We start from the raw sequence: 25,624 nt of genomic DNA, 5'->3' as shown, positions 1-25,624 counted from the left end.
CCTAGCTCGCCCAGTTCTCGCGGAATTCGCCGAACAGCGTGATGCCGCCGCAGGCATAGATGGTCTGGCCGGTGATGTAGCTCGCCTCGTCCGAGGCGAGGAAGGCGAACACCGCTGCGATCTCTTCGGCCGTTCCGACCCGGCCGAGCGGGATGTGGCTTTCGACCCCCGCGCGTTTCTTCGCATCCCCCGTCCAGGCCGCGTTGATCGGCGTGTCGATCGCGCCCGGTCCCACGGCGTTGACGCGAATGCCGCGACCGGCAAATTCGAGCGCCAGCGTGCGCGTCAGGTTCGCCATGCCGCCCTTGCTGATCGAATAAGCGAGATAGCCGGGCTTCGGGACAATCTGGTGCACGCTCGAGCAATTGACGATCGTGCCGCCGCCTCCGCGGCTCACGAAATGCGCCAGCGCCTTCTGCGCGCAGAGCACGGCGCCGCCGAGATTGACGTCGATGATGCGCCGATAGGCCTCGACGTCGAGCGCCTCGCTCGGCGATTCCTTCTGGAAGCCGGCATTGTTGACGAGGCAATCGAGCCGCGGCCAGCGCGACAAGATCGTCTCGAACATTCGCGCGATGTCGACCTCGACGCCGACATTGGCCTGAACGACGAGATGGTCCCGATCACCATGCCCGCGGTCGCGCGAGGCGGCCTGCGCCATTGCGAGCGTTTGCTCGGCATCCGCACGGTGCTCCAGGTAATTGATGGCGACGATCGCCCCTTCCTGCGCGAAGCGAATGGCGATTGCGCGCCCGATCCCTTGGGACGCGCCGGTCACGAGTGCGTATTGCCCGACGAGGCGGGATGCGAAGGAGGTCGATCGATCGGAATGCTGCATAGGCGGTGCCACTCTTGGGGGATATGTCGAACGGCACGAGCCGTCGGTCACAAACGCCCACCGTCTTGCAGCGTTCCAGCGCCGCCCGCAAGGGGCGGCGCCGGCAAACGCAAGGCCGCTTACTGCGAGCGGTCCGAGGTCCAGCCCTTGTACTCGGCGACGTTGTCGCGCGTCACGAGCTTCGAGGGCAGCAGCTCGACGGTCGAGGCTGGCTTCTGCCCGCCCAGGATGCCGACACCGACCTGCACGGCGCGGCGCGCCATGAAGAACGGATCCTGCGAGGCCGAGGCCTGGATCTGCGGCGACTGCGGGTCTTTCAGCGCGGCCTCGATGTCGGGGGCGCCGTCGACCGCGGTGATGACGATGCCGGAGCGGCTCTGCTGGCGTGCCGCAAGATCAGTGCCGATCGCCTGCGGATCGTTGATGGCGAAGATGGCGTCGATCTTGGGGAAGCGCGTCAGGTAGCCCTGCGCCACCGTGAGGCCGCCCTCGCGCGAGCCCTTGCCGTCCTGGTCACTGGAGAGGACCTTGATGCCGGGGTTCTTGCCGAACACGCTCTTGCAGCCGTTCACACGATCGATGACCGCGGAGACCTGCGGGCCGTTCTCGATGATCACGTCGCCTTTACCCCCTAACTTGTCGACGATGTACTGACAGGAGATCTCGCCGGCCTGGACGTTGTTCGTGGTCACCGTGGCATCGGCGCCTTCGGCGGCGGTATCGACCGCGACGACGATGATGCCGGCGGCCTGGGCCTTCTTGATCGCCGGGCCGATCGCCTTGGGATCGCCGGGGTTCAGGAGGATCAGGTCGACGCCGGCGGCGATGAAGTTGTCGATCTGGGTCACCTGCTTGCCCAGATCGTATTCGAAGCCGACGGTCGTAACCTTCACGTTGGGGTTGGTCTTCTTGGCCTCGAACTCGGCGCCCTTCGACAGCGCGACGAAGAACGGGTTGCCGAGTGAACCGAGCGAGACGCCGATGGATTTGAGCTCCTTCGCCTGCAGCGGCGCGGAGCCTAGGGCAAGCGCCACGGCGGCGCTGGTAAGCGAAATCGTCTTCAACATTGGCTTCCTCCCTGGTCTGATTTGATGTCCGGCGCGACAGACCAGTTGCCGCAACGGAGTCCCACAGCGCGAGTGGCTGTATCTTCGCGCAACCGGTTAGGTGCGCGCCGAGCCTTGCAGGCGGTAGCGATCGAGCGCGACGGCGCCGATGATCACCAGGCCCTTGATGACGTATTGCCAGATGTCGGACACGCCGACGAGAATGAGGCCGTTCGACAGCACGGCGATGATCAGCGCGCCGACCAGCGTTCCCCAGATCGAGCCGATACCGCCGACGAAGGACGTGCCGCCCAGGATCACGGCGGTGATCGCATCGAGCTCGTAGCTTTGACCGAGCTGCAATCCGTTGGCCGCGTAGAGCCGTGCCGCCTGCATCGCACCGCCGAGGCCGGCAAACAGTCCCGACACGCCGTAGACGAAGATCAGCACCGCCCAGACCTTGATGCCGGCGAGCCGCGCCGCGCTCTCATTGCCGCCGACCGCGTAGATGTGAACGCCGAGCACGGTCCGGCGCAGCACCAGCCAGGACACGAGGATCACGAGCAGCGCGATCACCGACAGCCAGGGAATCGAGACCACGCCGGGAATGAGGGTAAGCGAGCCATTGCCGATGAAGGCATAGGGAATGGAAGGGTTGAACACGGTGGTGTCGGCGCCGAGCAGGCGCGCCAGGCCGCGCACGGCGGTGAGCGAGCCGAGCGTGACGATGAAGGGCGGCAGCCGCAGCAGCGCGATCAGCGCGCCGTTGACGAGGCCGAAACCGAGGCCGGTGAGAACGGATGCGGGCAGCCACAGTGCCCCGAGCTCGGGCAGCTTCGACAGTGTCAATCCGGCCATCGCGGACGCCGCCAGGATCGAGCCGACCGACAGGTCGATGCCGCCGGTGAGGATGACGAAGGTCATGCCCGCCGCGAGCACGGTGTTGACGGCAGCCTGCTGCAGAACGATGCCGAGATTTTGTCCGGTGAAAAAGCGGCCATCCGAGAGGAAGTGGAAACCGGCGCACAGCAGCAGGAGCACCGGCAGCATGCCGGCGGCGCGGATCAGGAGCCGGACGCGCTGGCGCTTGGTCTCCTGCGCGGCCGCAAGCCCATTGGCCGTGACAGCCTTTGCAGTTCCCTCATCAGGCATCGAGATGCTCCGTCCCCGTGGCTAGCGCCATGATATCCTCCTGGTTCAGCGGCGACGTCTCGGTTCGCCTGATCTCGCCTTCGATGTGCCCGGACCGCATCACGATGACGCGATCGCAGATGCCGATGATCTCCGGCAGATCGGACGAGATGACGAGGATCGCGGTGCCGGCCTTGGCGAGATTGTCGATGATCGAATAGATCTCGGACTTGGCCCCGACGTCGACGCCGCGCGTCGGCTCATCGAGGAGCAGGACTTTCGGCGCGATCGCAAGAAGCCGCGACAGCAGCACCTTCTGCTGGTTTCCGCCCGAGAGTCCGCCCGCCGGCACGCCGGCATTTGCGGCGCGGATGCTCAAGCCCGTGAACGCCCGGTCGGCGCGCTCGCGCGCCTTGTCGCGATCGAGGACCCAACCGAGCTTGGCGTCGCGGCCCAAGACCGCGAGGTTGATGTTGTCCAGGCACGACATGTCCAGGAACAGGCCGAGCGCCTTGCGGTCCTCGGTGAGGTAGGCGATGCCGGCCTCCAGCGCCTCGCCGGGCGTGCGGATCTCGATCGGCCGTCCCTCGAGCTCGAGCCGGCCCGAAATCTTCGGCGCAGCGCCGATGATGAGATGAGCAAGCTCGGTGCGGCCCGCGCCGATCAGGCCGGCGAGCCCGACGACCTCGCCCGCATGGACGGTGAGCGAGCAGCCCTTGACGCGATGCCCATCGGACATGTCGATCGCGGCAAGCACCGGATGTCCCCTCCCCGCCTCGGGATCGTGATCCTTCTTGTAGAAGGACGAGACGTCGCGCCCGACCATCATGCGGACGATGGTGTCGGCGCGGATGTCGGATCTGTCGAGCGAGCCGACCAGCCGACCGTCGCGCAGCACGGTGACACGGTCGCCGAGCGCGTACACTTCGTCCATGCGGTGCGAGATGTAGATGATGGCGAGCCCCTCGGCGCGGAGCTGGCGGATCAACGCGAACAGCCGCTCGCTCTCGGCGGCCGACAGCGAGGTGGTCGGCTCGTCCATGATCAGGATTTTCGAACGCACATGCAGCGCGCGGGCGATCTCGACGAGCTGGCGCTGGCCCATCGACAGATGCGTCACCAGCGTCGATGGGGTGAAATCCGCGCCGAGCCGCTCCAGGATCGGGCCGACGCCCTCGCGCATGGTGCCGCGTGCAAGCAATCCTGAACGGGACACCTCGCGGCCGAGATAAATATTCTCCGCGACGGCCAGGTTGGGGGCCAGGGATAGTTCCTGGTAGATGATCGAGATGCCGGCCGCGCGGCCGCCGAGGGGCCCGTGGATATGCACCGGCTCGCCCTCGATGCGGATCTCGCCGCCGGGATCGGGGCGATAGGCACCCGATAAAATTTTCATCAGGGTCGATTTGCCGGCGCCGTTCTCGCCCATCAGGGCGTGGATCTCGCCGGCATAGACGGTGAGGTCAACGGCACGCAGCGCCTTGATGCCGAAGAAGGATTTGGAGACCCCGCGCATCTCGAGGATCGGATCGTTCATCGTGCCTCCCGGCGCACAATGCGTTTCCTACCCGCGTCTCGTTCGTCGTCAGCGCGGTTTGGCCATTAAACAAAAGGCGGCGGCGCAGGGCAATACCGAACCGACAATATCGAGGAGGCGCACGCGCGAAAGGCGCAGCGCTAGTGGCGCGGCCGGTACAGTTGGCGCCACGCTGGAAGCCGCGCGGCATAGGCATCGGCGAGCGCGCGCTCGGGCTCAAACGTCTCGACGCGCCGCGGCGGCGTGCAGACGGCGGCGATCGCCTCGCCGGTGACAGCAAGCCGCCCCAATCTCGCCGCACCGAACGCAGCACCGGTCTCGCCTGCTGCAAAGCGGTGGATCGGCATGTCCAGCACATTCGCCAGCACGGCGAGCCAGAAGGCGGACCGCGACCCGCCGCCGATCGCATCGGCCTCCGCGACGGCAAGGCCGGCGGCGGCGAGCGCGTCGCGGCAATCGGCCAGCGCAAACGCAACGCCTTCGAGCACGGCCTGCACGATCGCCGTGCGATCGGTGGCATGGCTCAGACCATCGAGCATGCCGCGCACATTGGGGTCGTCATGCGGCGTCCGCTCACCGGCAAGATAAGGCAGGAAGCTGACCGGCGATGGCGCCTGCGGACGCGCACCGAGCGGCGCCAGCAATTCGGCTTCCGGGGCGCCAAGCAGCCGCGCGATCCAGGCGAGGCAGGACGCGGCCGAGAGGATCGCGCCGGCTTGAATCCACATTGCGGGGATCGCATGGGCGAAGGTGTGCACGACGCGATCCGGGTTCGCGGCAATCCTGTCGGTGGGCGTCAGCAGCGCGCCTGATGTCCCCAGCGAGATGAACGCGGTTCCCGGGCGGATCGCACCGATGCCGACGGCACCGGCCGGGTTGTCTCCGGCGCCGCCCGCGATCATCGGCCGTTTCACCATGCCCCAACGCTCGCTGAGCTCACGCGTCAGCCGCGCCGCCGGCGCACAGCCTTCGACCAGCCGCGGCATGTGCGCGCGCGACAGGCCTGTCGCGGCAAGCCCCTCATCCGACCAGTCGCGCCGCGCGACGTCCAGCCATAGCGATCCGGAGGCGTCGGAGACGTCCTCGATCGCTTCGCCCGACAGGATCAGGCGCAAATAGGCCTTCGGCAGCAGCACCAGCTTCGTCGCCACAAAGATCTCGGGCTCATGTGCGGAGATCCACAAGAGCTTCGGCGCGGTGAAGCCGGGCATCGCCTTGTTGCCGGTCGTGGCGCGCAAGGCTGGCCAGCGCTGTTCGAGCAGACGGCACTCGGCCGCGGAACGGCCATCATTCCAGAGAATGCAGGGGCGGAGTGGCGTAAGATTCGCATCGAGCAGCGTGGCGCCGTGCATCTGGCCGGACAGGCCGATGCCCTCGACCGCGGCCAGCTCGTGCGGATGGTCCGCCTTCAGCTCATCCAGCGTCGCAAACGCCGCCTCGATCCAGGCCTGCGGATCCTGCTCGGAATAGCCGGGACGTGGCGAGGCCGTCGCGAGCGACCGGCTCGCGCTCGCGACCACGCGCTGGGTGTCGTCGACGAGGACGGTCTTGACCGCCGAGGTCCCGAGATCGATGCCGAGATACATCATCCTTACAAATCGTGGACGTCGATATGGACGACGGCGCCGCAACGTCGGATAGTCAATCAATCCAAGAAGCCTGATCTCGTCAAGGGAGACGCCGCATGCTGAAATCGATCGATCCTCTTTTGAATGCCGACGTTCTTCATGCGCTGCGCGCCATGGGGCACGGCGACGATCTCGTGCTCTGCGACACCAATTTCCCGGCCGACTCCGTGGCACGCCAGACCGTACTGGGACGGCTCCTGCGCATCGACAATGTCAGCGCAAGCCGGGCCGCACGCGCGATCCTCTCGGTGCTGCCGCTCGACAGCTTCGTCGACAAGCCGGCGTCCCGCATGCAGGTTGTCGATCAGCCCAACGAGATTCCGCAGGTGCAGCGCGAGGTTCAGGCCGAGATCGACGCGGCGGAGGGCCGCCCGCTTCCACTCGGATCAGTCGAGCGCTTCGCCTTCTACGAGCTCGCAAAGAAATCTTATTGCGTGATCCAGACGGGGGAGCGGCGCTTCTATGGCTGCTTCATCTTCAAGAAGGGCGTCATCCCGCCCGATGCTGCTTGAGGTGGACACCTCAAGCAGGCCCCGCGCGGGCCACCGCGACGGCTGCCTAAGACCTCCGGCATAAATATGACATCGAGATGATGTCGCGCTCGCGGAACTGGCGCGTTCGTCATCGGCGATGGCTGCACATCATCGCGCCGGCGCATTCATCTTGCAGCGCGGTATAGCGAGGAATCTGTCTCCTCGCTCGTTACCGACGGCACGCGCGGCCTCAACTCCGTGTGCATTCGTTGACTTTGATGTGTGCCGTTGCATACTCGGCGCGACCTCTGTCACCCCATCACGACGACACCGAAGTCCACGAGCATCACGTCCTCGATGTGCTCCGGTGATTCAGACTTCACATCAAGAAAGTCAACAAGGGAGGGTATCGCGGTGAAACAGCAAGACCATGATCGGCTTTCAGCAATCCAGCCGAACCGGCGCTCGGTGCTGAAAGGCGCCGCAAGCGCCGCAGCATTGGGCACGAGCGGCGCGCTCGGCACGTTCTCGGAGCTCGCGCTCGCGCAAGCCAATCTGCGCGCGCAGATCACGCAAATCCCGGGCGTCGGCAAGGGCGCGCCGACGGATGCCGACTGGCAGAAGGTCGGTGAGCTCTGCCTCGGCCCGACCAAGGCGAGCATCAAGGAGGGCGAGTTCAAGGGTGTCGAGCTCTCCTTCATGGGGCTCAACAATCAGAACCTGCACAACCTCCTCTTCCGTGGCTTCCTCAAGCCATGGGAGGCCTATACCGGCGCGAAAATCTCCTGGATCGACCTCGCGCAGGCCGACTACAACCCGCGCTTGCAGCAGGCGATCGCAACCGGCACGGTCGACTTCGACATCCTCGAGATGGGTGCGCCCTTCGAAGGCGACGTCTGTGGCAAGGGGCTGGCGTCGGAGATGCCGGACTGGGTCAAGAAGCAGATCGATATCGATGACTATGTCGACTATCTGAAGCCGCCGGTCGGAACCTGGAACGGCAAGACCTATCGCGTCACCATCGATGGCGACTGCCACAACTTCAACTACCGCACCGACGTGTTCTCCGACCCGGCCCTCGCCAAGGCCTGGAAGGACGCCGGCAATGCCAGCGAATGGGGCGTGCCAAAAACCTGGCAGCAGGTCCAGGCGGTGACGAAATTCCTCAAGGGCAAGAAGATCAAGAATCAGAACGCGTTCGGCTATCTCGACGCGCCCAAGCCCTGGGGCGGGTTCGGCTTCTATTTCCTCGGCAGCCGCGCCTCGGCCTACGCCAAGCACCCCGACGACAAGGCCTGGCTGTTCGACATCGACACGATGAAGCCGCGCATCAACAATCCGGCCTGGGTGCGCGCCATCCAGGACGTGATCGACGCGCTGCCGTTCGAGCCGGCCGATCAGCTCAACGCCGATCCGAACACCACCGGCTTCCAGCAATTTTTGGCCGGCATCGGCTCGATGATCCCCTGGTGGGGCGACATCGGCCAGGTGGCGAAGGCGAGCGACACCTCGGTGATCGGCGATGTCGTCGGCTTCGACATCCTGCCGGGCTCGGACGACGTCTACAATTCCAAGACCGGGCAATGGGACAAGCTTGCGAGCGGCCCGAACCATGCGCCGAACTGCGCCTATCTCGGCTGGGGCGTCTATGTGATGGCCCGCGTCAATGGCGACGAGAAGAAGCACAAGGCGGCCTGGAGCGCGGCAGCGCATCTCGGCGGCAAGGACCTGTCGCTCTGGATGGTGATGTATCCGTCGGGCTTCCAGGCTCACCGGATCAGCCACTTCCAGTTCGACGAGTGGGTCGCAGCGGGCTATGACAAGAAGTACATCACCTCGTACCTGAACTCGCAGCTCGCCTCCTACAACCACCCCAACCGGGCGGTCGAGCCGCGCATCCCCGGCATCTTCCAGTATTACAGCATCGCGGAAGACGAGCTGACGAAGATCTTCGCCGGCAAGGTCGACGCGCAGGCCGGGGCGAACAACATCGCAGCGGCCTGGGAGAAGCTGACCGACCAGATCGGCCGCGAGCGGCAGATCGGGCTCTATAAGGCCTCGCTCGGCGTGTAGCGCGCCCACGCGAGATCATCTACCCTCGGCTGGCGCTCCCGGCGCCAGCCGAAAACTTGCCCGGCGATAGAACCGGCACTGACTGCGGCTCATCTCGATGCAGAATTCCGTACCCATCAGCGACGATGCGCACCACCAGCCGGTGGCGAAGCGCGCACCCGGCAGCAGGAAGGCCGTGGGCCGCGCGCTTGTTCTGCTGGCTTCGCTAGGCTTCCTGCTCGTTCTCCTCATTCAGGTCTTGCGCACGACGGGCACGATCACCGCCGGATTTTCCGATTGGCGACCGATCCTCATCGCCTACCTCGTCTGGGCCGCTGCATTTGGCGTCGGACAAGTTCTGACCCGCGGCGAGCGTGGCCAGCGCGCGCTGTTCCTGCTGCCGGCGGTGTTCTTCACCGTCGCCGTCGTGATCTTCCCGACGATCTTCGGAATCTACATCGCCTCGCTCGACTGGAATCTCAGCTCGATCGAAGGCCCGCGCTTCAGCGGCTTCGACAATGTCAGGGGCATGCTGAACGACACCTATTACTGGAATGCGCTCGGCAACATGGTCTTTTACACGGTCGCGGTGCTCGGCGAGTACGCGATCGCGTTCGGACTGGCGCTGCTCCTCAGCGCCGAGATCCGCGCGCGAAAATTCTTCCGCGTGGTCTTCCTGCTGCCGATGATGCTCAGCCCCGTCGCCGTGAGCTGGATGATCGGCAAGTCACTGCTGGAATATCGCTTCGGCCCAGCGGCGACGCTGGCGCGCTATCTCGGCTGGGACAACCCGGCATTCTTCGCCTCGCCGTGGATGGCGCGCTTCAGCATCCAGGCGATGGACGCCTGGGTCTCGATTCCCTTCATCATGATCATCCTGCTCGCAGGTCTGCAAGCGATGCCGAAGGAGGTGCAGGAAGCGGCCAAGGTCGACGGCGCGAACGGCTGGCAGTCGTTCTGGCACGTCACCTTCCCGATCATGCTGCCGGTCAGCATCACGGTCCTGATCATCCGCATCATCTTCAAGCTGAAGCTCGCCGACATCGTGATCAACGTGACGGCCGGCGGCCCCGGCGGCGCGACCGACACGGTGTCCAGCTTCATCTACCGCGTCTACCGCGACCGCTCGAACGTCGGATACGGCACGGCGCTCGCCATGGTCTATCTGCTGCTGATCATCGTGCTGCTGACGCTAATGTTGCGCGCCTCGAAGCGCTGGACGCAGAAGGTCGAATAGGTCGGAAAAGGAGTTTGAGCGCTTGGTTATCTCGACGGTGGCATCGAACCCGATCCGAAAACGGCCTGCAGCGCCGCGCGCCAGGCGGATGCTGGGCCGCGCGCTGATCTACGCCGCATTGCTGCTCTGGACCTTCATCTGCCTGTTCCCGATCTACTGGACCGTCACGACCTCGTTCAAATCGGCGGTCGATGTGACGCAGGCGCACCTGATCCCCTGGGTCGATTTCCAGCCGGACTGGAAGGGCTGGCGCTCGCTCGGCCTGTCGCCCGATACGCTGTTCGGGACCTCGACGGCGCGTTCCGAATTCATGAACCGCTTCGTCAACAGCATTATCACGTCGGTCGGCGCATCGCTGCTCGCGCTCGTCCTCGGATCGCTCGCCGCCTACGGCTTGAGCCGCTTCCGCTACAAATTCGCCTGGATGCGCAATGACGACATCCTGTTCTTCTTCATGTCGCAGCTGATCCTGCCGCCGGTTGTGCTCGCGCTGCCGTTCCTCGTGCTCTACAAGGCCCTGGCGCTGCTCGACACGACGTTTGGCCTGATCCTGCTCTACACGCTGACGGTGCTGCCGATCGTCATCTGGATCATGCGCGACCAGTTCAACGCGATTCCGATCGAGCTCGATGAGGCCGCCTTCGTGGACGGCCTGTCGACCTGGGGCGCGTTCCTGCGCATCATCCTGCCGCTCGCAGTGCCCGGCATGGTCGCTGCGTTCATCCTCTCGCTGGTGCTGTGCTGGAACGAATATTTCTTTGCCGCCCTCCTCACCAGCACCGACGCCAAGACGCTGCCGGTGATGGTGGCGAGCCAGACCGGCTCGCAGGGCATCAACTGGTGGTCGATGGCGGCGCTGTCGACGGCGGCGATCGCGCCGCTCGTCGTGGTCGGCATCTTCCTCGAGCGCTACATCGTCAGCGGCCTGACGACGGGCGCCGGAAAATAACAGCGATCGCCCTGCTCAGGCGGGCACGGGCGCATCCGCATCCATGCTCTAGGCCGCGGAGCGGACCGTTTGGAGGAAGTCGTCAACATTCGACTTCATCAGATCCGCCTGCTGCTTCAGCGCCGCCGCCGCCGAAAGGGCAGCTTCGGCGCCGGCATCAGTCTCGCCCGCGACTGCGCGCACCTGACCGATTTCCTGAGTCACGGCCGTGGTGCCATTGGCCGCCTGTTCGACGTTGCGCGCGATTTCACTCGTTGCAGCGCCCTGCTCCTCGACCGCCGCGGCGATCGCGGTGGCGATGTCAGCCATTTCCCTGACGGTGGCGCCGAACTGCGTGATCGCATGGACCGATTGGCCGGTCGCGTTCTGGATCGTCGCGATTTGGCTGGCGATCTGCTCGGTCGCCTGCGCCGTCTGGGTAGCGAGATTCTTCACCTCGCTCGCGACGATTGCAAAACCCTTGCCAGCGTCACCGGCCCGCGCCGCTTCGATGGTCGCGTTCAGCGCCAGCAGGTTGGTCTGGCTGGCGATGGCCTGAATCAAGTGAATGATGTTGCCGATCTTTTCAGCCGCGTCCGACAGTCCATTGATCAAATCCGACGTCCGGTTGGTCTCGCCGGTCGCCCGGTTTGATATCGCGACCGAGCGTTGCACTTGGCTCGAGATCTCACGGATCGAGGCTGCGAGTTGTTGGGTGGCGGCGGCGACGGTCTGCACGTTCATCGACGCCTGCTCAGCGCGAGTCGCAACAGCTTCGGCGAGCCCACGACCGCGCTCAGCGACTCTTGCCAACTCCGAGGCGCTCCGGCCCATGTCGTCGGCACGGCCGCCAACACCGGAAATGACGCCCTGCATGCCCTGCTCGAACCGGCCGGCGAGGTCCGACATCATGCGGGCGCGATCGGCCTCGGTCGCCTCGCGCTGCGAAGCAGCCTCGCGTTCCATGCGGCGAACAGCCAGCGCATTTTCGCGGAACACCTCGACGGCACGTGCCATGCGGCCGATTTCATCGCGGGATTCGCCGCCCGGGATCGGTTCATCGAGTTCACCTGCCGCCAGTGACTGCATCCGGTCGGTCATGCCGCGAATCGGGCCGGACACACTGGCGCCGATCAGCCATGCCAGGACGGCGCCCAGCAGCAGCGCACCGGCGGCAGTCGCGATGACGGTCTGCCTGGTTTGATCGACCGCGGCGGCGGTCCTGTCACCCTGCTCGGCGCGCACGGTTCCGAGCTTCGCATTGATCTTATTGACCTGGTCGTCGATCTCGGCACTTGCCTTCTTCAATTCGGCTTGCCGCGTGCGCAGGTCGCCGGCGATCTTGATGACCTCCTCGAGCGCGGCCGCGTCGGCTGCGATCGCGGTCTTGAGCGCCGCGACCAGCGCCTTCAATTTGGCGTCGCCCGCGCCCGCGATTTCGGCCTCGGTGTCCGCGATCGCCAGCTGGACGTAGGACAATGCCTGCTTGGCATCGTCGGCGTCGCTCGTCGACAGGGTGGCGCCGTAGCGCATCACGGTGATGCGAAGCGCGTCGACGACACTAGCCAGGCGCATCGGATTGACCAGCCGTTCCGCATCATCGGAGCGGTTGGCAAGAGCGACCTGAATGCCGCCGACATTCAGTCCTGCGATTGCGCCCTGGACGTCGGTTTTCGTAGTGGCCGCGCGCAGCCGATCCGCAGCATCGGCCGCGGCGATGAACGACGAACGATAGGTTTCCAGCGCGCTCTTGACCGGGCCGATGCCGTCCGCGATCGCCGGCAACTTGCCGAACTGCTGATCGACCTGATCGGCCAGCTTGCCGACGCCGTCGATCGCCTTGGCCGCGGCGTCTTTGTCACCGACGTTCCAGGTCCGGATGAATTTCTCGACCGCGGAGTTCGCGCTCAACAGCGCGGCGCGCACCTGCGACATGCCGGCATCGCCGGCGGCGCTGGTGACCAGCTCATTGACCGTTCCGCCGATCCGCTCGACCTGGATCGTGGCGAATCCCGCGAGCAGGACCAGGAAGCTCAGGACCAGCGCGAAGCCACCAAACACACGCGGGCGGACGCCGACCCAGGACATCATGTACGACAATTTCATGGGAGTTCCGAAATGCATCAGGGAGTGGACCGGATGGCGGCGAGCAGATCCTTGCCGAACCGCTTCTCGAATTCCGGATCGAGCGATTTGACGGCATCGACGAAGGGTTGGCGATCGAACTTCTCGATCACATCCATGCCGCCGCTGCGCACCTGTTCGAGCGAGGCGGCATCGAGCTGAGCCTGCCAGGTCGCCTCCGCACCGGCCTTTGCGGCCGCCATCAGCACGGCCTGATCGGCCGGGGAGAGCTGCTCAAACATGGCGCGGTTTGCGATGAAGGCGACCGGCGCGAAGAAGTGACCGGTCAATGTCAGGTACTTCTGCACTTCATAGAGGCGCGAGCCCGCAATGGTCGGCACCGGGTTTTCCTGCCCGTCAATCCGGCCATCCTTCAGCGCGGTATAGACCAGCGGAAATTCCAGCGGGACCACTTCGGCGCCGAGCGCCTTGAACGTCATCTGGTAGATCGGGTTGGGGATGACACGAATCTTCAGGCCCTTGATATCGTCGGGCGAGCGAATCGGCCGTTTGGAGTTCGTGACGTTTCGGAAGCCCTGGCGGCCGATCGCCAGCAGCGTCAGGCCCTTGTCGGCGAATTTAGCGGCGATCGCCGCGCCGACCGGACCTTGAGCCACGGCCTTGGCGTGAGCCGTGTCGCGAAACAGGAAGGGAATGTCGAACACACCAAGTTCGGGGACAACCGCACTGACCACTGAACCCGACAGCACCGCCATATCGACGGAGCCCGTCTGTGCCGCCGCGAGAATGGTGTTCTCGCTACCGAGTGCGTTGGTGGCGCGCTCGTCCAGCACGATGCGCTTGCCAGCAGCCGCCGTCAGCCTCGAACGAAGCTCATCGGCCCCGATTTGCTGCGGGCTCCCCAACTGGGAATTGAAGGCCAGAGAGACCAATCGAGGTGAGGCGGCAACCGGATGCAGGACCTGCAGCGATAAGGCCGCGACGATCGATCCGGCCTTGCAAAATCCCAGGACTTGACTGCGCATTCAACACCATGGCGTGAAGATAGTCGTAACCATAGTGGCGAGTGATGATTGATTTCTTAAAGGGAACCCCGGCGATCATTCGACCCGATCCCGCCGGCGAAGGGATTTGGAGTTCAGGCAAGTTGCAGACGGTTTCGCCTCGCTGAGGCTCGATCTGACCTCCACCCTTGCCATCGTCGAACTCACCCGGGCACCGGCGCATCCGCGTCGAGCAGGCGCGCGGCTTTCAGGTCGGCCCAGAGTGCGCCCGGCACCTTGGTGGTGAGCGCGGCCACGTTGCGCTCGACCTCCTCCGGACTATGCGCCCCCAGCACCACGCTCGCCACCGCCTGATGGCCGAGCGCGAAGTGCACGGCGGCCGTCGGCAGCGCGACGCGATGGGCCTCGCAGACGCGCTGGATCTCGGCGACCTTCGCCAAAATCTCCGGCGGCGCGTCCTGATAATTGTATTTGGCGCCCTTGACCGCACCTGTGGCGAGAATGCCCGAATTGAAGACGCCGCCGAGCAGCACGGCAATGCCCTGCTGCACCGCCAGCGGCAAGAATTCCTTCAACGCCGGCTGCTCCAGCAGCGAATAGCGCCCGGCCAGCAGCATGACGTCGAACGTGCCGGCTTTGGCAAAGCGCACGCACATGTCGGCCTCGTTCACGCCGATCCCGATGCCTGCGACCACGCCCTCCGAGCGGAGCTTGTCGAGCGCCACATAGGCGCCGGACATCGCCTCGCGAAACCGGTCTTCGATCGCGGCAGCACCGTGCGTCCAGACGTCGACATCGTGGATCAGCAATAGGTCGATCCGGTCGGTGCCGAGCCGCAGCAGCGACTGCTCCACCGAGCGCATCGTGCCGTCATAGGAATAGTCGACCACGGCCTTGTGCGGCTGGCCGCCGACAAAGCCCGACCGGTTCTCCGGGGCGTGAAACGCGTCCATCCAGCGGCCGACCTTGGTGCAGAGGACGACATCCTCGCGGGCCACGCGCCGCAGCGCGGTGCCGCAGCGGTGCTCCGACAGGCCGTAGCCATAGAGCGGGGAGGTGTCGAGCAGATTGACGCCAAGCTCGAACGCCCGCTCCGCGGCGGCGATCGCCGTCTGGTCGTCAAGCCTGAGGAAAAGGTCGCCGAGCGGGGCGGTCCCGAAGCCGAGGACCGAGGCCTGAAGCCCGGTCCGGCCAAGTGTGCGGCGCGGCAGTTGTGATTGTGAAGTCATGATGAATGCTGCTCTTCTCTGCGCGGCTTGCCCGCCGGTCTCGTTTTAGATCGCGCGCAGCGTAGGTCTTTGCCGCCGCGTGTCAACGGGCAAGCCTGCGTCGCCATGCTGCGGAGGCCAGGCCTCACAAGGCTTCGAACACCATCGGGCGTGGCCCGGAATCCGGACGCCTCGGAGGCGTATCAGTTTGTGCGACAGCAAAGATCTCCAAGGGTTGATCGTATCCCTTGATGATCTGCTTTCCGACCGAAGCAAGGGGAATGGTGTCTCTCACTCCCTCGGCGACGACCGGATCGGTCAGGATTTGCCCATCCTTTGCGAGGCCGCACAGCCGGGACGCCAGGTTAACGACGTTGCCCAAAGCGGTGTAGTCGAGCCGACCTTCATAGCCGACGGTACCGACCGTTGCCATTCCCATCGCGATACCCACACCGAAACCGATGGCGTGGCCGGCGGCGCACCACTTTCCGGCAACCGACTGCACAGCGACCTGCAGGTCGATCGCGAGCCGAACAGCGTGGTTCGCCGGGTCGTCGCAGGCAACGGGCGCGTTGACGAGCAGCATCACTCCGTCGCCGGCAAAGCGGATCAGCGTCGCCTCATAGCGGGTCGTGACGGCCCCGACCGCTGCGTAGTACTCCCGCAGGACTGCCATGATGGCGTCCGGCTCGGCGCGTGCCGAGAAGGCGGTGAAGCCACGCAAATCACCGAACACCGCGACGACTTCCCGGCGCTGCCCCTCGAGCAGCTCGTCGGAATGCTCGACGAGTTCTGCGACTTGCGGCGCGAGGAATTGTTTCAATCGGTCGATGCGGACAGTTTTCTGATGCGAGATCGCCAGCTCCGAAGCCATCTCGTTGAATCGGACGGCCAGCTGCTCCAATTCGTCGCGACTGGAGATCTTGATGCGATGGTCGAAATGTCCGGTACCGATCCTCTCAACTCCCTCCTCCAACTGCTTGATCGGGCCGGACATTCGGTTCGCCCGCCAATAGGCCAGCGCGAGCGCGGTCAGCACGCCGAGAGCGATAAGAAACGCCGACCGCCACAACGCGGCGCGGATCGATGCGAACGCCTCCAGGACGGGCTGCATCGCAATCACCGTCCAGCCGACATCGGCAACGTGCACCGACAGCGCAACCACCGGACTGCCCCTGTCTCCGGTCAGGACCGCGCGCCCACTCGTGGTGCCCAAGAGATGCTTGATCCGACCGAAGTCCTCGGAGCCGCTACGTCCGCGCAGGACCAGGCTGATGTCGGGATGGGCGATCAGGCGACCGTAATCGTCGACCACGATGGCGTGGCCGGTGTTGCCGATTCTGATCGCGGCAATGACATCCCAGATCAGCTTCAGATTCACCTCGGCAACGGCAACTCCAGCCGACGGAAGATTTCCGGCAACCGCGATCCTCATATAGGGCTCGGACTCGTGCTGATACTGTACCGGACCGTACCAGACCTTATTGGCGCGCGCGCCGATGACCGCGGGATCCGCAGACATATCGACGCCCCGGCCCGTCCTGTTCAGACGCAGCCTGGACACGAAGACGCGCTCGGTTCCTGTTTCGTCAAGCAGCGAAACGGAGACGATTGCCGGGACCTGCTGCAACAGGCGTAACGCGTCGACCCGGTGCAGGTCATCATCTCCCTGCACCCAGGGAAACTGCACGACCCAGCCCAGCTGGTCGCGTATTTCATCCGTGAAGGCCTCTATTCTGCCCGCGGCCCCGCGAGCCTCGGCCTGGAGAACCTCGCTGATGTGGCGGCGCTGGTCGCGATAGCCGAACGATGCTTCGATCGCCGCGCCCAGGATGAGGGGCACGACAGCTGCGACGAACAGGGTGACGAAGTACTTGTAAAAGAGGGAGCGACGCGGGTTCGTTCTCCCACGGTAGCCAGGCCAGGATTTTTGCGCAGACCCTTTCGACATCTCGATCTTAGGCGATGACCTTGTTGGCGCGAAACAGTATGGCGGACGTATCCAACTCAATGCCCAGGAGCCGAGCTGTCTTGAGATTAATCACCAGTTCGAATTTTTCCGGCCGCATCACGGGAAGAACGGCAGGATCCTCGCCGCGCAGGATCCGGTCGGCATAACTCGCCAGCCAACGGTAGGTCGCACGCTGATTGGCGCCGTAGCTCAGGAGACCACCGGCTTCGCAATACTCGGACCAGCCGAACATCAAAGGCAGCTGGTGCGCCAGCGCGAACTCCGCGAGTTTCGCCCGGTCGACCATCGTCACGACATCAGGAAAAACGAGCATGGCATCGGCGTCCTCACCGCTCGCCTCTTCGAGCGCATTGTCCAGCTCGCCTGCACCGGCGAAAGGAATATAGGTGGGCTTGATGCCGAGTCCGGTGCACGTCTGCAGCGTGGCGCGCCATTCCGACGGTTCCCCGGGATGGTCGGTGTTCGAGAGCACTGCGAGCTTACGCAGCCCTGGATAGATGTCCTTGAGCAATTCGACGCGCTTGCCCGCCAATTCGAGTGAAAGAAACGTACTGCCGGTGAAATTAGTGCCGGGTTGTGCGAGGCTCTTGACCACGCCCAACGCGACGGGGTCCCCGCTCAAGGCAAACAGGACGGGGATGTCCTTGACCGTCTTCATTGCGCGCGTCGCGGGACCGCTGGACACAGCAAGGTCTACGTCCCCGCGTCTCAATTCAGAGATGACCGAGCGCAATGCCGCCGGATTTCCATAATGTTTCTCGAGAGCGACATTCTTGCCCTCGACATATCCCAGCGCGCTCAGCCCCTCGCGGAATCCGTCCAGGAACGGATCCGGTTCGGAGCCCGTGGACAACCAATGGATATGATAGACCTTTCGTGCTTCTTGCGCGCGCGCAACGGCAGGCCAAGCCGTGGCGCCGGCGACAAAGCGTAAGAAATCCCGTCGTCTCATATGAGCACCATCGTGATGACCAAGCTGCACAGAACAGGCCCATTCTGTCGCCGCCTTGGACCACCGAGGCCCGCCGAGTTCTCATTGGCGGCTCGATACGAGGCTTGATCTTGGTTCTTTCGCTCGTTCGATACCGAGCCTGTCGAAGGAGCTGCCTCCATCATTGGTCGGCGGAACAGCGCCAAAAGACGGCAACCCGATCAGATATTTGCTTTAGACCAGCTTGTTTTTTTCTTGAGACCGCCACGACAACACGTCAATGACACTTACCGAATGCGGGAACTTCCTGCCGATCGCACCACGGCGGATGATCCGGCCGCGAGAGCTTTGTGACCGGAATTTGTTGGACCAAATCATATCGTCCTGCGCTGCACGCTTTTTTTCCGCGTGCTGAAGGGGCGGTCGCTCTCGAAACGGGCCGCGGACCGGACTAACCTGAAGTTGCTCGGCCGGGATCAACCGGCCGGCGAACCCCACCGGGAGGAAGCGATGACACGCCAACAGTGCGATTCCGAACAACGCGATCCGGACACCACGCTTTCACGACGATCACTCGTCCACGGCCTTGCGATCGCTGCAGGCGCCACAATGGCTGGCGCCGGTGCCGCGCTGGCGCAGAATGCGCCGGCGGCGCCGCCGACCACGATCACGACGCCGCCGCGCGACTTCGGCCCGAACGGCGCACCGACTACCTATTTCTGGGACCCGGACATCATCGCGGTCGATCCGTCGTTCGAAAATCTCGCGCAGCCCAACACCGCGATCAAGCGGCTTCACACCGGACTGTTGTGGGCCGAGGGCCCGGCGTGGAGCGGACAGGGCCGCTATCTCCTGTGGAGCGACATTCCCAACAACAGGCAGATGCGCTGGACCGAGGACGACGGCCGCGTCAGCGTGTTCCGCATGCCGTCCAACAACTCCAACGGCAACTCCTTCGACTTCCAGGGCCGACAGCTCTCCTGCGAGCATCTCACCCGCCGTGTCACGCGCTACGAGCACGACGGCACCGCCACGGTGCTCGCCGACTCCTATCAGGGCAAGAAGCTGAACTCGCCGAACGACGTCGTCGCGCATCCCGACGGCAGCTACTGGTTCACCGACCCGCCCTATGGCGGCCAGCTCTATGAGGGCGAGCCCGATGGCCCGGGCGGCCCGAGCAATGCCGGCGGCAAGCTCAATCCGCGGATCGGCCAGCCGGCCGGCTTCGTACCGGGCAAGCGCGAGTTGCCGACCAATTGCTATCGCATCGATCCATCCGGCCGCGTCGACCTCGTGGTCACCGAGGATCAGGTGCCCGATCCCAACGGTCTCTGCTTCTCGCAAGACTTCAAGAAGCTCTACGTCGTCTCGACCGGCAAGGGACCGGGCGATACCGGCGCGGGCGGCAAGGGCGACATCCACGTGTTCGACGTCGGCAGCGACAACAAGCTTTCCAACCAGAAGCTCTTCACCGATTGCATGATCGACGGGGTGAAGTGCGGTCCTGATGGTGTGCGCTGCGACGTCAACGGCAATGTCTGGTCCTCCAGCAATGCCGGGCGCGCCGTCGGCTATAGCGGCGTGACGGTGTGGTCGCCGGAGGGCAAGCTGCTCGGCCGCATCCGCCTGCCGGAAGTCTGCGGCAACGTCTGCTTCGGCGGCCCCAAGCGCAACCGCCTGTTCATGGCCGCGAGCCAGTCGCTCTATGCCGTGTACACCGCGACACAGGGCGCAGGGCCGGGCTGAAACGGCGCGAGTCGGATCACGACGAGGCGCCGGCGTGCCCCGCCGGCGCCGAATTGTTTGGCGAGACGTGCAATCACAAATCAGCTTACTCGGTCCGCGCGGCTTAGCGCGATGACCACGGCCATGCCAATACCGATTGCGGCTTCTTGGCTTGCGACCGCTCCGGGGTTCGCGCCGGCTTTTGCATCTGGGCGACATTGGCCGCCTGCCGCGGACGTGGCAGCGGTATGTTGGGCATCACCTTTGGCTCCTCGGGACTCACCTTTGGTGGCGCTTCGGACATCGCCTCTCGCTCCGAAGGCTTGGGCTCTAAAGCCTTGGGCTCTGAAGCCTTGGGCTCTGAAGCTTTGGGCTCTGAAGCTTTGGCGATGACGCGGTCGAGTTGTTCCTGACTTGCGTTGAGCCGCTCGGTAAGCGTCGCGCTTTCGCGCGCCATCTGGATCTGGTTGGCGTTGATCTGATCGATGATACTTTTGTTGCTTGTCGCTTCGTCTCGACTCGCCTTGAGTTGGCTCGCCAGATCGTCATTGTCGCGGATCAATTGTTCTTGCCTCGCCTTGAGCTGTTCGACCGTTTGGCTCAAGGCCGCGAGATCGCGCGCCATCGGCTGGAGCTGCTGCGACGACTCGGAACGCAGGGCAACGGCAGCAGGCGCGACCGCGTCCGGCGCCCCGCGTGTCAGGAGCGCTGGGTCTGGGGGAGTCTTCATTGCCGGATCAACGGAGGACGACCACGACAAGCCGGCCACGCCAATGGATGCCGCCAACAAAGACCCGACCAAAGCCACATAGCGCCAATCCACCTCGAGCATTGCCTGGGTGATTGGAAACCACTTCATGCTGGCCGGCCGGGCCGAAGGACTAACTCCCGCTTCGCGTTCAAGGTTTGACAGCTGCTCCTCCAAGCTTGCGAGCCCTTCCGCGAGCCTGTCGTCCAGCGTAACACTCATCCGGTGCTCCGTATTAAAATGCGATCCGCCCTGCGGCGAGCTGACACTCAACGGCACGCATTGGCTCTCGAGCCTGCGAGGCTTTCCACGGATTGGCAGCAGCTGCACGTCAATGATTTTTTTCTGCCAGCTGCTCAGCACTGCGCACTTTTAACGCGGCTGAGGAGGCGGAACTATGTTCACGTCCGGAGAACTACGGAAGTACCGCTGACCCTTCAGAGGGAACTTCTCCGGCCTTGTCGATGCCTGGGGATCTATCCAAGGGAGAGAGACCATGCGCGTTATCGTTTGCGGCGGCGGTGTGATCGGCGCCTGCACCGCTTATTTTCTCAGCCGCGGCGATATCGACGTCACCGTCGTCGAACGGAGCGAAATAGCCGCGGCCGCATCCGGCAAGGCCGGCGGTTTCCTTGCACGCGACTGGTGCGCCGGGACGCCGCTCGATGCGCTGGCGCGGCGCAGCTTTACCCTTCACGCGCAACTGCCTCACGAGGTCGCCGGCGATTGGGCCTACCGCCGCATGACCGCCTATGGCGGCTACGTTGCCGGCGATGACGCGCAGCGCGACGCGCCCTCCGCGCTCGGCTGGCTGTCCAACGGCGTCGTCATCGCGCACCGGCTCGGCACGACGGATACGACGGCCATCGTTCATCCGCGCAAATTCACCTCGGCCATGATGAACGCGGCGCTCGCGCAAGGCACCAGGCTGCGCCAGGGACGTGTCACCGGCATCGTGCGCGATGCCGATGGAATGACCGTGACGGGTGTCGAGATCGAGGGCAGCGTCATCGAGGCGGATGCCGTCGTCATCGCCATGGGGCCATGGTCGCTGCTCGCGGCCCAATGGATGACGCTGCCTGCCGTATACGGCCAGCGAAGCCCGAGCATCGTGTACGACACGGGCACGGACGTTCCGGCCGATGCGTTGTTCCTGGAGCATGAGAGTGGCGGCGAGACGGTTTCGATCGAGGTCTTCCCGCGAGCGGACGGCAGCACGCACATCACGGCGTTCTCGGACATCGCTCCGCTGCCGCTGGACCCGGCCGCTGTGGTGCCCGAGCAGGACGCAATCGCGCGCCTTCAGGCAGTTTCCGAGAGGCTGTCGCCAGCATTCCGCGCCGACAGGATCATCGCGCGGCAGGCCTGCTTCCGTCCGGTCACGCAAGACGGCTTGCCGCTAATCGGCAGAGTACCGAACAGCGAAGGCCTTTACGTTGCGACCGGGCACAATGTCTGGGGCATCCTCAATGCGCCCGCGACCGGCGAAGCACTGGCGGAACTGGTCACTGAAGGCGCAGCAAGCAGCGTCGATCTGACGCCGTTCGATCCTGCCCGGCTTCGGCCGCTCGATCCGTCGTTGCTGCAAGCGCGTTGATCCTGAGCCCCGACGCCGCTCAGGCCGGCTGCGCAGATTGGCCGGCAAACGCGGCCTCCGCCTCATCTCGCAGCCGGTCCGGCGTCTCCAGATAACGCGGAGAATAGTGAAACGTGGTCATCCGCTTCACGCCCGCTTCGCGCGCGAGATATCCGGCCTGCGCGGCCGTCAGATGACGGCGCTCGGATGCAAGTTGCGCATCGTCCCCAGCAAACGCCGCTTCGATGAAGAGATGATCGGCGCCGCGTGCGAGCGCGACGATCTTCTCCGCGTTGTCAGAGGTGAAGACGACGTCGGTCACGTAGGCGACGCGCTGTCCGGGCGCGACCTTGAGTGCGCGCCGGGTCAATTCTCCAAGCGGGACCGCCCGGCCGCCGTCGATCTCGATCAACGTGCCCTCGTGTGCGCCCATCCGTACCGCGCGCTTGGCCGCATTGAGCCACGGGCCCACCTCAAGGCCGAGCTGCGCGAGACCGGCTGTCCAGACGTTGACTCGCTGGGTCTCCTGCAACGCAAATCCAAGGCAGGGAATCCCGTGATCGAGGGTCGCAGCCTCGATCCGGAGATCGCCATCCGCAAACACCAGCCCCGGTGCAACGAGTGGCTCTTCGATCGGCGAGCTATGAAACTGCCGTCTCGCGGAGAAGCCGGTCCACTCGCCGAGCCGGCCATCACGGAATTCAGCGGCGGCGATCGCGAAGTCCGGAGACTCCTCGTTGAGCAGATTCCAGCTATAGGACGCCAGCTTGCCGGCGATGCCCGCGATGAGACCGGGCGGCCCGATCACGCGTAAACGGCCCGGCTGATGATGCCTGACCCGCAGCAACTGATCGAAGCCGGCAAAGTGATCCATGTGACGGTGGCTGACGAAGACGTTGCTGACGCGCAGCAATTCCCGATTGGCCAGGGAAGACAGATCGCCAAGGTCGAACAACATGGCGCGCCGTCCGAACCTGAAATCAGCCAGCAGTCCGGGATCGGCGAACGGCTCGTTGACGAGGCGGCATTGAACGAGTTGAGCCATCAATAGGACCTTCCTCCGCAGCGCGACGTTATCCCGACAATTTCGGCGGACGAGAACGCATGCCCGCCAACGAATTCTGCATGACTGCAACGATCATGCTGCACTCTATTTGCGCAGCGCTAGACTTTAGTCCGGCTCTCACAATCCTGAATGCAGTTTCGCTTGCCGAGATTGCCCTCGCCGTTATAGTCGCGCCCAATAGCTCAAAAGAGGCTTGTTTAAGAGGAGAGAAACAACATGAAAAACATACTCCCTGGTGCATTGCGGATATTCCTCGGTGCGGCAGCGTTCGGTGCACTGATGACCGGATCAGGCGCGGCACTTGCAGCAGATTCCATCAAGATCGGCGTGATCGCGGAGGCGCAGGCGATCGCCGGCGCATCGATCCCACAGGCCGCGCAGCTCGCGGCCGACGAGATCAACGCCAAGGGCGGCGTCGACGGTCGCAAGATCGAGATCATCTCTTACGACAATCACTCCTCCTCGGCCGATTCAGTGCGCGCATTCCAGCGCGCGGTCAACGAAGACAAGGTCAATGCCGTCATCGCAAGCTATATCAGCGAAGTGGTTCTGGCGCTGGAGCCCTGGGCCTCGCGCCTGAAGACGCCCTTCGTCACACCGGGCGCCGCCTCCAACGAGATCAGCAAGAGCGTTCACGCCGACTACGAGAAGAACAAGTACACCTTCCACGGCTACCTGACCTCGGCCGCGCTGGCGCTCTCGGTCTGCGACGCCGCCAAGGACCTGCTGGTCGAGAAGATGCACATGAAGACCGCGGTCATCATGAGCGAGGACGCCGCCTGGACCAAGCCGCTCGACGTCGGCTACGAGGAATGCCTGCCCAAGATCGGGCTGAAGGTGCTCGACCACATCCGCTTCTCGCCCGACACCACCGACTTCACGCCGATCTTCAACAAGATCGAGGGCGCGAAGCCCGACGTGATCATCACCGGCATCTCGCATGTCGGCGTGCAGCCGACGGTGCAGTGGAAGAACCAGCAGGTGCCGATCCCGATGTTCGGCATCGCTTCGCAGGCGACCAACGAGACGTTCGGCAAGGACACCAACCAGGCGGCCGAAGGCGTGCTCTACCAGGGCGTCTCCGGTCCCGGCGTCGCGGTGACGCCGAAGTCGGTGCCGTTCGCGGAAGGCTTCCGGAAGAAGTACGGCAACTATCCATCCTATGCCGGCTACACCGCCTATGACGAGGTCTACTACATCGCCGACGCCGTGAAGCGAGCGGGCTCGACCGATGCCGACAAGCTGGTCGACGCGCTGGAAAAGACCGATTGGGAAGGTACCATCGGCCGCGTCCAGTTCTACGGCAAGGACGATCCGTTCACCCATTCGATCAAATATGGCAAGGGCCTGATCACCGGGCTGATGCTGCAATGGCAGGACGGCAAGCAGATCGCGGTCTGGCCCAAGGACGTCGCCAAGGTCGACATCAAGTTCCCGAGCTTCATCAAGCTCTCGAACTAGCCGGAACAGCTCCCGGGACCGCCTCCCGGGAGCTTCCACATGCACCTCCCCGCAGCACCTTCCCTCAAAGCGGCAGCCAGGCTGCCACCTGGCCAATCATAGATGCGAGCATTCCAGATCCTGATCGATGGCTTTGCCATCAGCGCCCTCTACGCCCTCGGTGCCACCGGCTTCACGCTGATCTTCGGCGTCTCCGGCGTGCTCAACCTCTCCCACGGGGCCATCATGGTGGCCGCAGCGGTGGCGGCCTGGGCCGCCGCCAGCATCCTGCACGTCGACACCTATTTTGGCGCGCTGATCGGGGTGGCGGTCGCCGTCGTCACCGCCTTTGCCACCTACTTCGCGGTGGTGAAGCCGATCCAGGATTCCCGCCGCATCCCCAATGAGGAGAAGGAGATCTTCGTCCTCACCGGCACGCTGCTCTGGGGCATCATGATCCAGGAGCTGATCGCCTATTTCTTCACCAACAACGCCAAGACCGTGCTGCCGATCGTCGAAGGCGTCGTCGACATTCTCGGCGTGCGCACGCCGCGCAACGAGATCTTCACCGCGGTGGTGTGCTGCCTCGTCATCGCGCTCTTGTGGCTGCTGGTGAACCGCACCCGCACCGGCAAGGCGGTGCTGGCAGCCTCGATGAATCCGCGCGGTGTCACCCTGCTCGGCCTCGAGCTCACCAACATCTACATCGTGGTCTGGGCGATCTACGGCGTGCTCGCCGGCATCGCGGGCGTGCTGCTCGGGATGTTCTTGGGGGTCAGCTCCTACAGCGTGGGGCCGCTGACGGCGAGCGCGTTCTCGATCGTCGTGCTCGGCGGCCTCGGCAGCGTCTCCGGCTCGCTGATCGCGGCCTTTGTCGTCGGCTATCTCGAAACCATCACGGCCTATCTGGTCTCGCCGGCGTATCGCACCATTCCGGCGCTGCTGCTTCTGGTGGTCGTCATGTACATCCGGCCCCAGGGCCTGCTGGGGAGGCGCTGA

The 25,624-nt window shown here is 64.4% G+C and carries 20 protein-coding genes; 8 read left to right on the top strand and 12 right to left on the bottom strand.

Translation table 11 applies throughout. The features are described 5' to 3' along the window. Position 1: 1 nt before the first annotated feature. The 5 genes from QQL28_RS15330 to xylB all read right to left on the bottom strand — a co-directional run bounded on the left by QQL28_RS15330 (position 2) and on the right by xylB (position 6,138). Positions 2-838 (bottom strand): SDR family oxidoreductase, encoded by an 837-nt coding sequence (locus QQL28_RS15330; protein ID WP_284266600.1) that lies wholly within the window; start codon positions 836-838, stop codon positions 2-4. A 119-nt stretch (positions 839-957) separates the two neighbouring features. Further along, entirely contained in the window at positions 958-1,905 is a 948-nt protein-coding gene (locus QQL28_RS15325) for an ABC transporter substrate-binding protein (protein ID WP_284266598.1), read from the bottom strand. A 96-nt stretch (positions 1,906-2,001) separates the two neighbouring features. Further along, complete coding sequence (locus QQL28_RS15320) at positions 2,002-3,036, bottom strand: ABC transporter permease subunit (RefSeq protein ID WP_284266596.1); 1,035 nt, start codon at positions 3,034-3,036, stop codon at positions 2,002-2,004. Continuing rightward, positions 3,029-4,552 (bottom strand): sugar ABC transporter ATP-binding protein, encoded by a 1,524-nt coding sequence (locus QQL28_RS15315; protein WP_284266594.1) that lies wholly within the window; start codon positions 4,550-4,552, stop codon positions 3,029-3,031. The genes QQL28_RS15320 and QQL28_RS15315 overlap by 8 nt, the downstream gene beginning before the upstream one ends. Before the next feature lie 140 nt (positions 4,553-4,692). Then, positions 4,693-6,138: a xylulokinase gene (gene xylB, locus QQL28_RS15310; protein ID WP_284266683.1), complete on the bottom strand. Its 1,446-nt coding sequence runs from the start codon at positions 6,136-6,138 to the stop codon at positions 4,693-4,695. 98 nt (positions 6,139-6,236) lie between these two features. Here xylB and QQL28_RS15305 point away from each other — a divergent pair, with 98 nt between their 5' ends. From QQL28_RS15305 to QQL28_RS15290, 4 genes are all read left to right on the top strand, one after another. Further along, complete coding sequence (locus QQL28_RS15305; RefSeq protein ID WP_284266592.1) at positions 6,237-6,692, top strand: RbsD/FucU family protein; 456 nt, start codon at positions 6,237-6,239, stop codon at positions 6,690-6,692. Between the two features lie 375 nt (positions 6,693-7,067). Next, positions 7,068-8,726 (top strand): type 2 periplasmic-binding domain-containing protein, encoded by a 1,659-nt coding sequence (locus QQL28_RS15300; RefSeq protein ID WP_284266590.1) that lies wholly within the window; start codon positions 7,068-7,070, stop codon positions 8,724-8,726. A gap of 97 nt (positions 8,727-8,823) precedes the next feature. Then, positions 8,824-9,942 carry a carbohydrate ABC transporter permease gene (locus tag QQL28_RS15295; RefSeq protein WP_284266588.1) on the top strand — a complete coding sequence of 373 codons (1,119 nt, stop codon included), beginning with the start codon at positions 8,824-8,826 and terminating at the stop codon, positions 9,940-9,942. A gap of 88 nt (positions 9,943-10,030) precedes the next feature. Beyond that, positions 10,031-10,891 (top strand): carbohydrate ABC transporter permease, encoded by an 861-nt coding sequence (locus QQL28_RS15290; protein WP_284266681.1) that lies wholly within the window; start codon positions 10,031-10,033, stop codon positions 10,889-10,891. A 48-nt stretch (positions 10,892-10,939) separates the two neighbouring features. Here the strand turns inward: QQL28_RS15290 and QQL28_RS15285 are convergent, their stop codons facing one another. The 5 genes from QQL28_RS15285 to QQL28_RS15265 all read right to left on the bottom strand — a co-directional run bounded on the left by QQL28_RS15285 (position 10,940) and on the right by QQL28_RS15265 (position 18,091). Beyond that, a complete protein-coding gene (locus tag QQL28_RS15285; protein WP_284266586.1) occupies positions 10,940-12,976 on the bottom strand; it encodes a methyl-accepting chemotaxis protein in 2,037 nt (678 codons plus the stop codon). 17 nt (positions 12,977-12,993) lie between these two features. Beyond that, positions 12,994-13,980 carry a TRAP transporter substrate-binding protein gene (locus QQL28_RS15280; RefSeq protein ID WP_284266584.1) on the bottom strand — a complete coding sequence of 329 codons (987 nt, stop codon included), beginning with the start codon at positions 13,978-13,980 and terminating at the stop codon, positions 12,994-12,996. A 182-nt stretch (positions 13,981-14,162) separates the two neighbouring features. After that, complete coding sequence (locus tag QQL28_RS15275) at positions 14,163-15,188, bottom strand: aldo/keto reductase (RefSeq protein ID WP_284266582.1); 1,026 nt, start codon at positions 15,186-15,188, stop codon at positions 14,163-14,165. Between the two features lie 124 nt (positions 15,189-15,312). Further along, entirely contained in the window at positions 15,313-17,118 is a 1,806-nt protein-coding gene (locus tag QQL28_RS15270) for an adenylate/guanylate cyclase domain-containing protein (RefSeq protein WP_284266579.1), read from the bottom strand. Between the two features lie 7 nt (positions 17,119-17,125). After that, positions 17,126-18,091, bottom strand: a complete 966-nt coding sequence (locus QQL28_RS15265; protein ID WP_284266578.1) for an ABC transporter substrate-binding protein — start codon at positions 18,089-18,091, stop codon at positions 17,126-17,128. Positions 18,092-18,580: 489 nt separating this feature from the next. Between QQL28_RS15265 and QQL28_RS15260 the strand changes: the two genes are divergently transcribed. Further along, positions 18,581-19,816 (top strand): SMP-30/gluconolactonase/LRE family protein, encoded by a 1,236-nt coding sequence (locus QQL28_RS15260; protein WP_284266576.1) that lies wholly within the window; start codon positions 18,581-18,583, stop codon positions 19,814-19,816. A gap of 103 nt (positions 19,817-19,919) precedes the next feature. Here QQL28_RS15260 and QQL28_RS15255 read toward each other — a convergent pair whose 3' ends face one another. Further along, entirely contained in the window at positions 19,920-20,906 is a 987-nt protein-coding gene (locus QQL28_RS15255; protein WP_284266574.1) for a hypothetical protein, read from the bottom strand. 133 nt (positions 20,907-21,039) lie between these two features. Here QQL28_RS15255 and QQL28_RS15250 point away from each other — a divergent pair, with 133 nt between their 5' ends. Then, positions 21,040-22,140: an NAD(P)/FAD-dependent oxidoreductase gene (locus QQL28_RS15250; RefSeq protein WP_284266572.1), complete on the top strand. Its 1,101-nt coding sequence runs from the start codon at positions 21,040-21,042 to the stop codon at positions 22,138-22,140. Positions 22,141-22,159: 19 nt separating this feature from the next. Here QQL28_RS15250 and QQL28_RS15245 read toward each other — a convergent pair whose 3' ends face one another. After that, positions 22,160-23,164 (bottom strand): ribonuclease Z, encoded by a 1,005-nt coding sequence (locus QQL28_RS15245; protein WP_284266569.1) that lies wholly within the window; start codon positions 23,162-23,164, stop codon positions 22,160-22,162. Between the two features lie 237 nt (positions 23,165-23,401). Between QQL28_RS15245 and QQL28_RS15240 the strand changes: the two genes are divergently transcribed. Together QQL28_RS15240 and QQL28_RS15235 are read left to right on the top strand one after the other, a co-directional pair. Continuing rightward, on the top strand, positions 23,402-24,646 hold the full coding sequence (locus tag QQL28_RS15240; protein ID WP_431309605.1) for an ABC transporter substrate-binding protein: 1,245 nt from the start codon (positions 23,402-23,404) through the stop codon (positions 24,644-24,646). 102 nt (positions 24,647-24,748) lie between these two features. Continuing rightward, positions 24,749-25,624 carry a branched-chain amino acid ABC transporter permease gene (locus QQL28_RS15235; RefSeq protein WP_284266567.1) on the top strand — a complete coding sequence of 292 codons (876 nt, stop codon included), beginning with the start codon at positions 24,749-24,751 and terminating at the stop codon, positions 25,622-25,624.

The organism is Bradyrhizobium iriomotense, from assembly GCF_030160715.1.
GTDB classification, from domain to species: Bacteria; Pseudomonadota; Alphaproteobacteria; order Rhizobiales; family Xanthobacteraceae; genus Bradyrhizobium; species Bradyrhizobium iriomotense.
Note: the sequence above shows the minus strand (reverse complement) of the source record. Positions and strands in the feature narration are given on the sequence as shown.

Excerpts from the sequence above, each read along its gene's own strand:
- QQL28_RS15330 (WP_284266600.1), bottom strand. The coding sequence starts at position 838 with ATGCAGCATTCCGATCGATCGACCTCCTTCGCATCCCGCCTCGTCGGG.
- QQL28_RS15325 (WP_284266598.1), bottom strand. The coding sequence starts at position 1,905 with ATGTTGAAGACGATTTCGCTTACCAGCGCCGCCGTGGCGCTTGCCCTA.
- QQL28_RS15320 (WP_284266596.1), bottom strand. The coding sequence starts at position 3,036 with ATGCCTGATGAGGGAACTGCAAAGGCTGTCACGGCCAATGGGCTTGCG.
- QQL28_RS15315 (WP_284266594.1), bottom strand. The coding sequence starts at position 4,552 with ATGAACGATCCGATCCTCGAGATGCGCGGGGTCTCCAAATCCTTCTTC.
- xylB (WP_284266683.1), bottom strand. The coding sequence starts at position 6,138 with ATGTATCTCGGCATCGATCTCGGGACCTCGGCGGTCAAGACCGTCCTC.
- QQL28_RS15305 (WP_284266592.1), top strand. The coding sequence starts at position 6,237 with ATGCTGAAATCGATCGATCCTCTTTTGAATGCCGACGTTCTTCATGCG.
- QQL28_RS15295 (WP_284266588.1), top strand. The coding sequence starts at position 8,824 with ATGCAGAATTCCGTACCCATCAGCGACGATGCGCACCACCAGCCGGTG.
- QQL28_RS15290 (WP_284266681.1), top strand. The coding sequence starts at position 10,031 with ATGCTGGGCCGCGCGCTGATCTACGCCGCATTGCTGCTCTGGACCTTC.
- QQL28_RS15285 (WP_284266586.1), bottom strand. The coding sequence starts at position 12,976 with ATGAAATTGTCGTACATGATGTCCTGGGTCGGCGTCCGCCCGCGTGTG.
- QQL28_RS15280 (WP_284266584.1), bottom strand. The coding sequence starts at position 13,980 with ATGCGCAGTCAAGTCCTGGGATTTTGCAAGGCCGGATCGATCGTCGCG.
- QQL28_RS15275 (WP_284266582.1), bottom strand. The coding sequence starts at position 15,188 with ATGACTTCACAATCACAACTGCCGCGCCGCACACTTGGCCGGACCGGG.
- QQL28_RS15270 (WP_284266579.1), bottom strand. The coding sequence starts at position 17,118 with ATGTCGAAAGGGTCTGCGCAAAAATCCTGGCCTGGCTACCGTGGGAGA.
- QQL28_RS15265 (WP_284266578.1), bottom strand. The coding sequence starts at position 18,091 with ATGAGACGACGGGATTTCTTACGCTTTGTCGCCGGCGCCACGGCTTGG.
- QQL28_RS15260 (WP_284266576.1), top strand. The coding sequence starts at position 18,581 with ATGACACGCCAACAGTGCGATTCCGAACAACGCGATCCGGACACCACG.
- QQL28_RS15250 (WP_284266572.1), top strand. The coding sequence starts at position 21,040 with ATGCGCGTTATCGTTTGCGGCGGCGGTGTGATCGGCGCCTGCACCGCT.
- QQL28_RS15245 (WP_284266569.1), bottom strand. The coding sequence starts at position 23,164 with ATGGCTCAACTCGTTCAATGCCGCCTCGTCAACGAGCCGTTCGCCGAT.
- QQL28_RS15240 (WP_431309605.1), top strand. The coding sequence starts at position 23,402 with ATGAAAAACATACTCCCTGGTGCATTGCGGATATTCCTCGGTGCGGCA.
- QQL28_RS15235 (WP_284266567.1), top strand. The coding sequence starts at position 24,749 with ATGCGAGCATTCCAGATCCTGATCGATGGCTTTGCCATCAGCGCCCTC.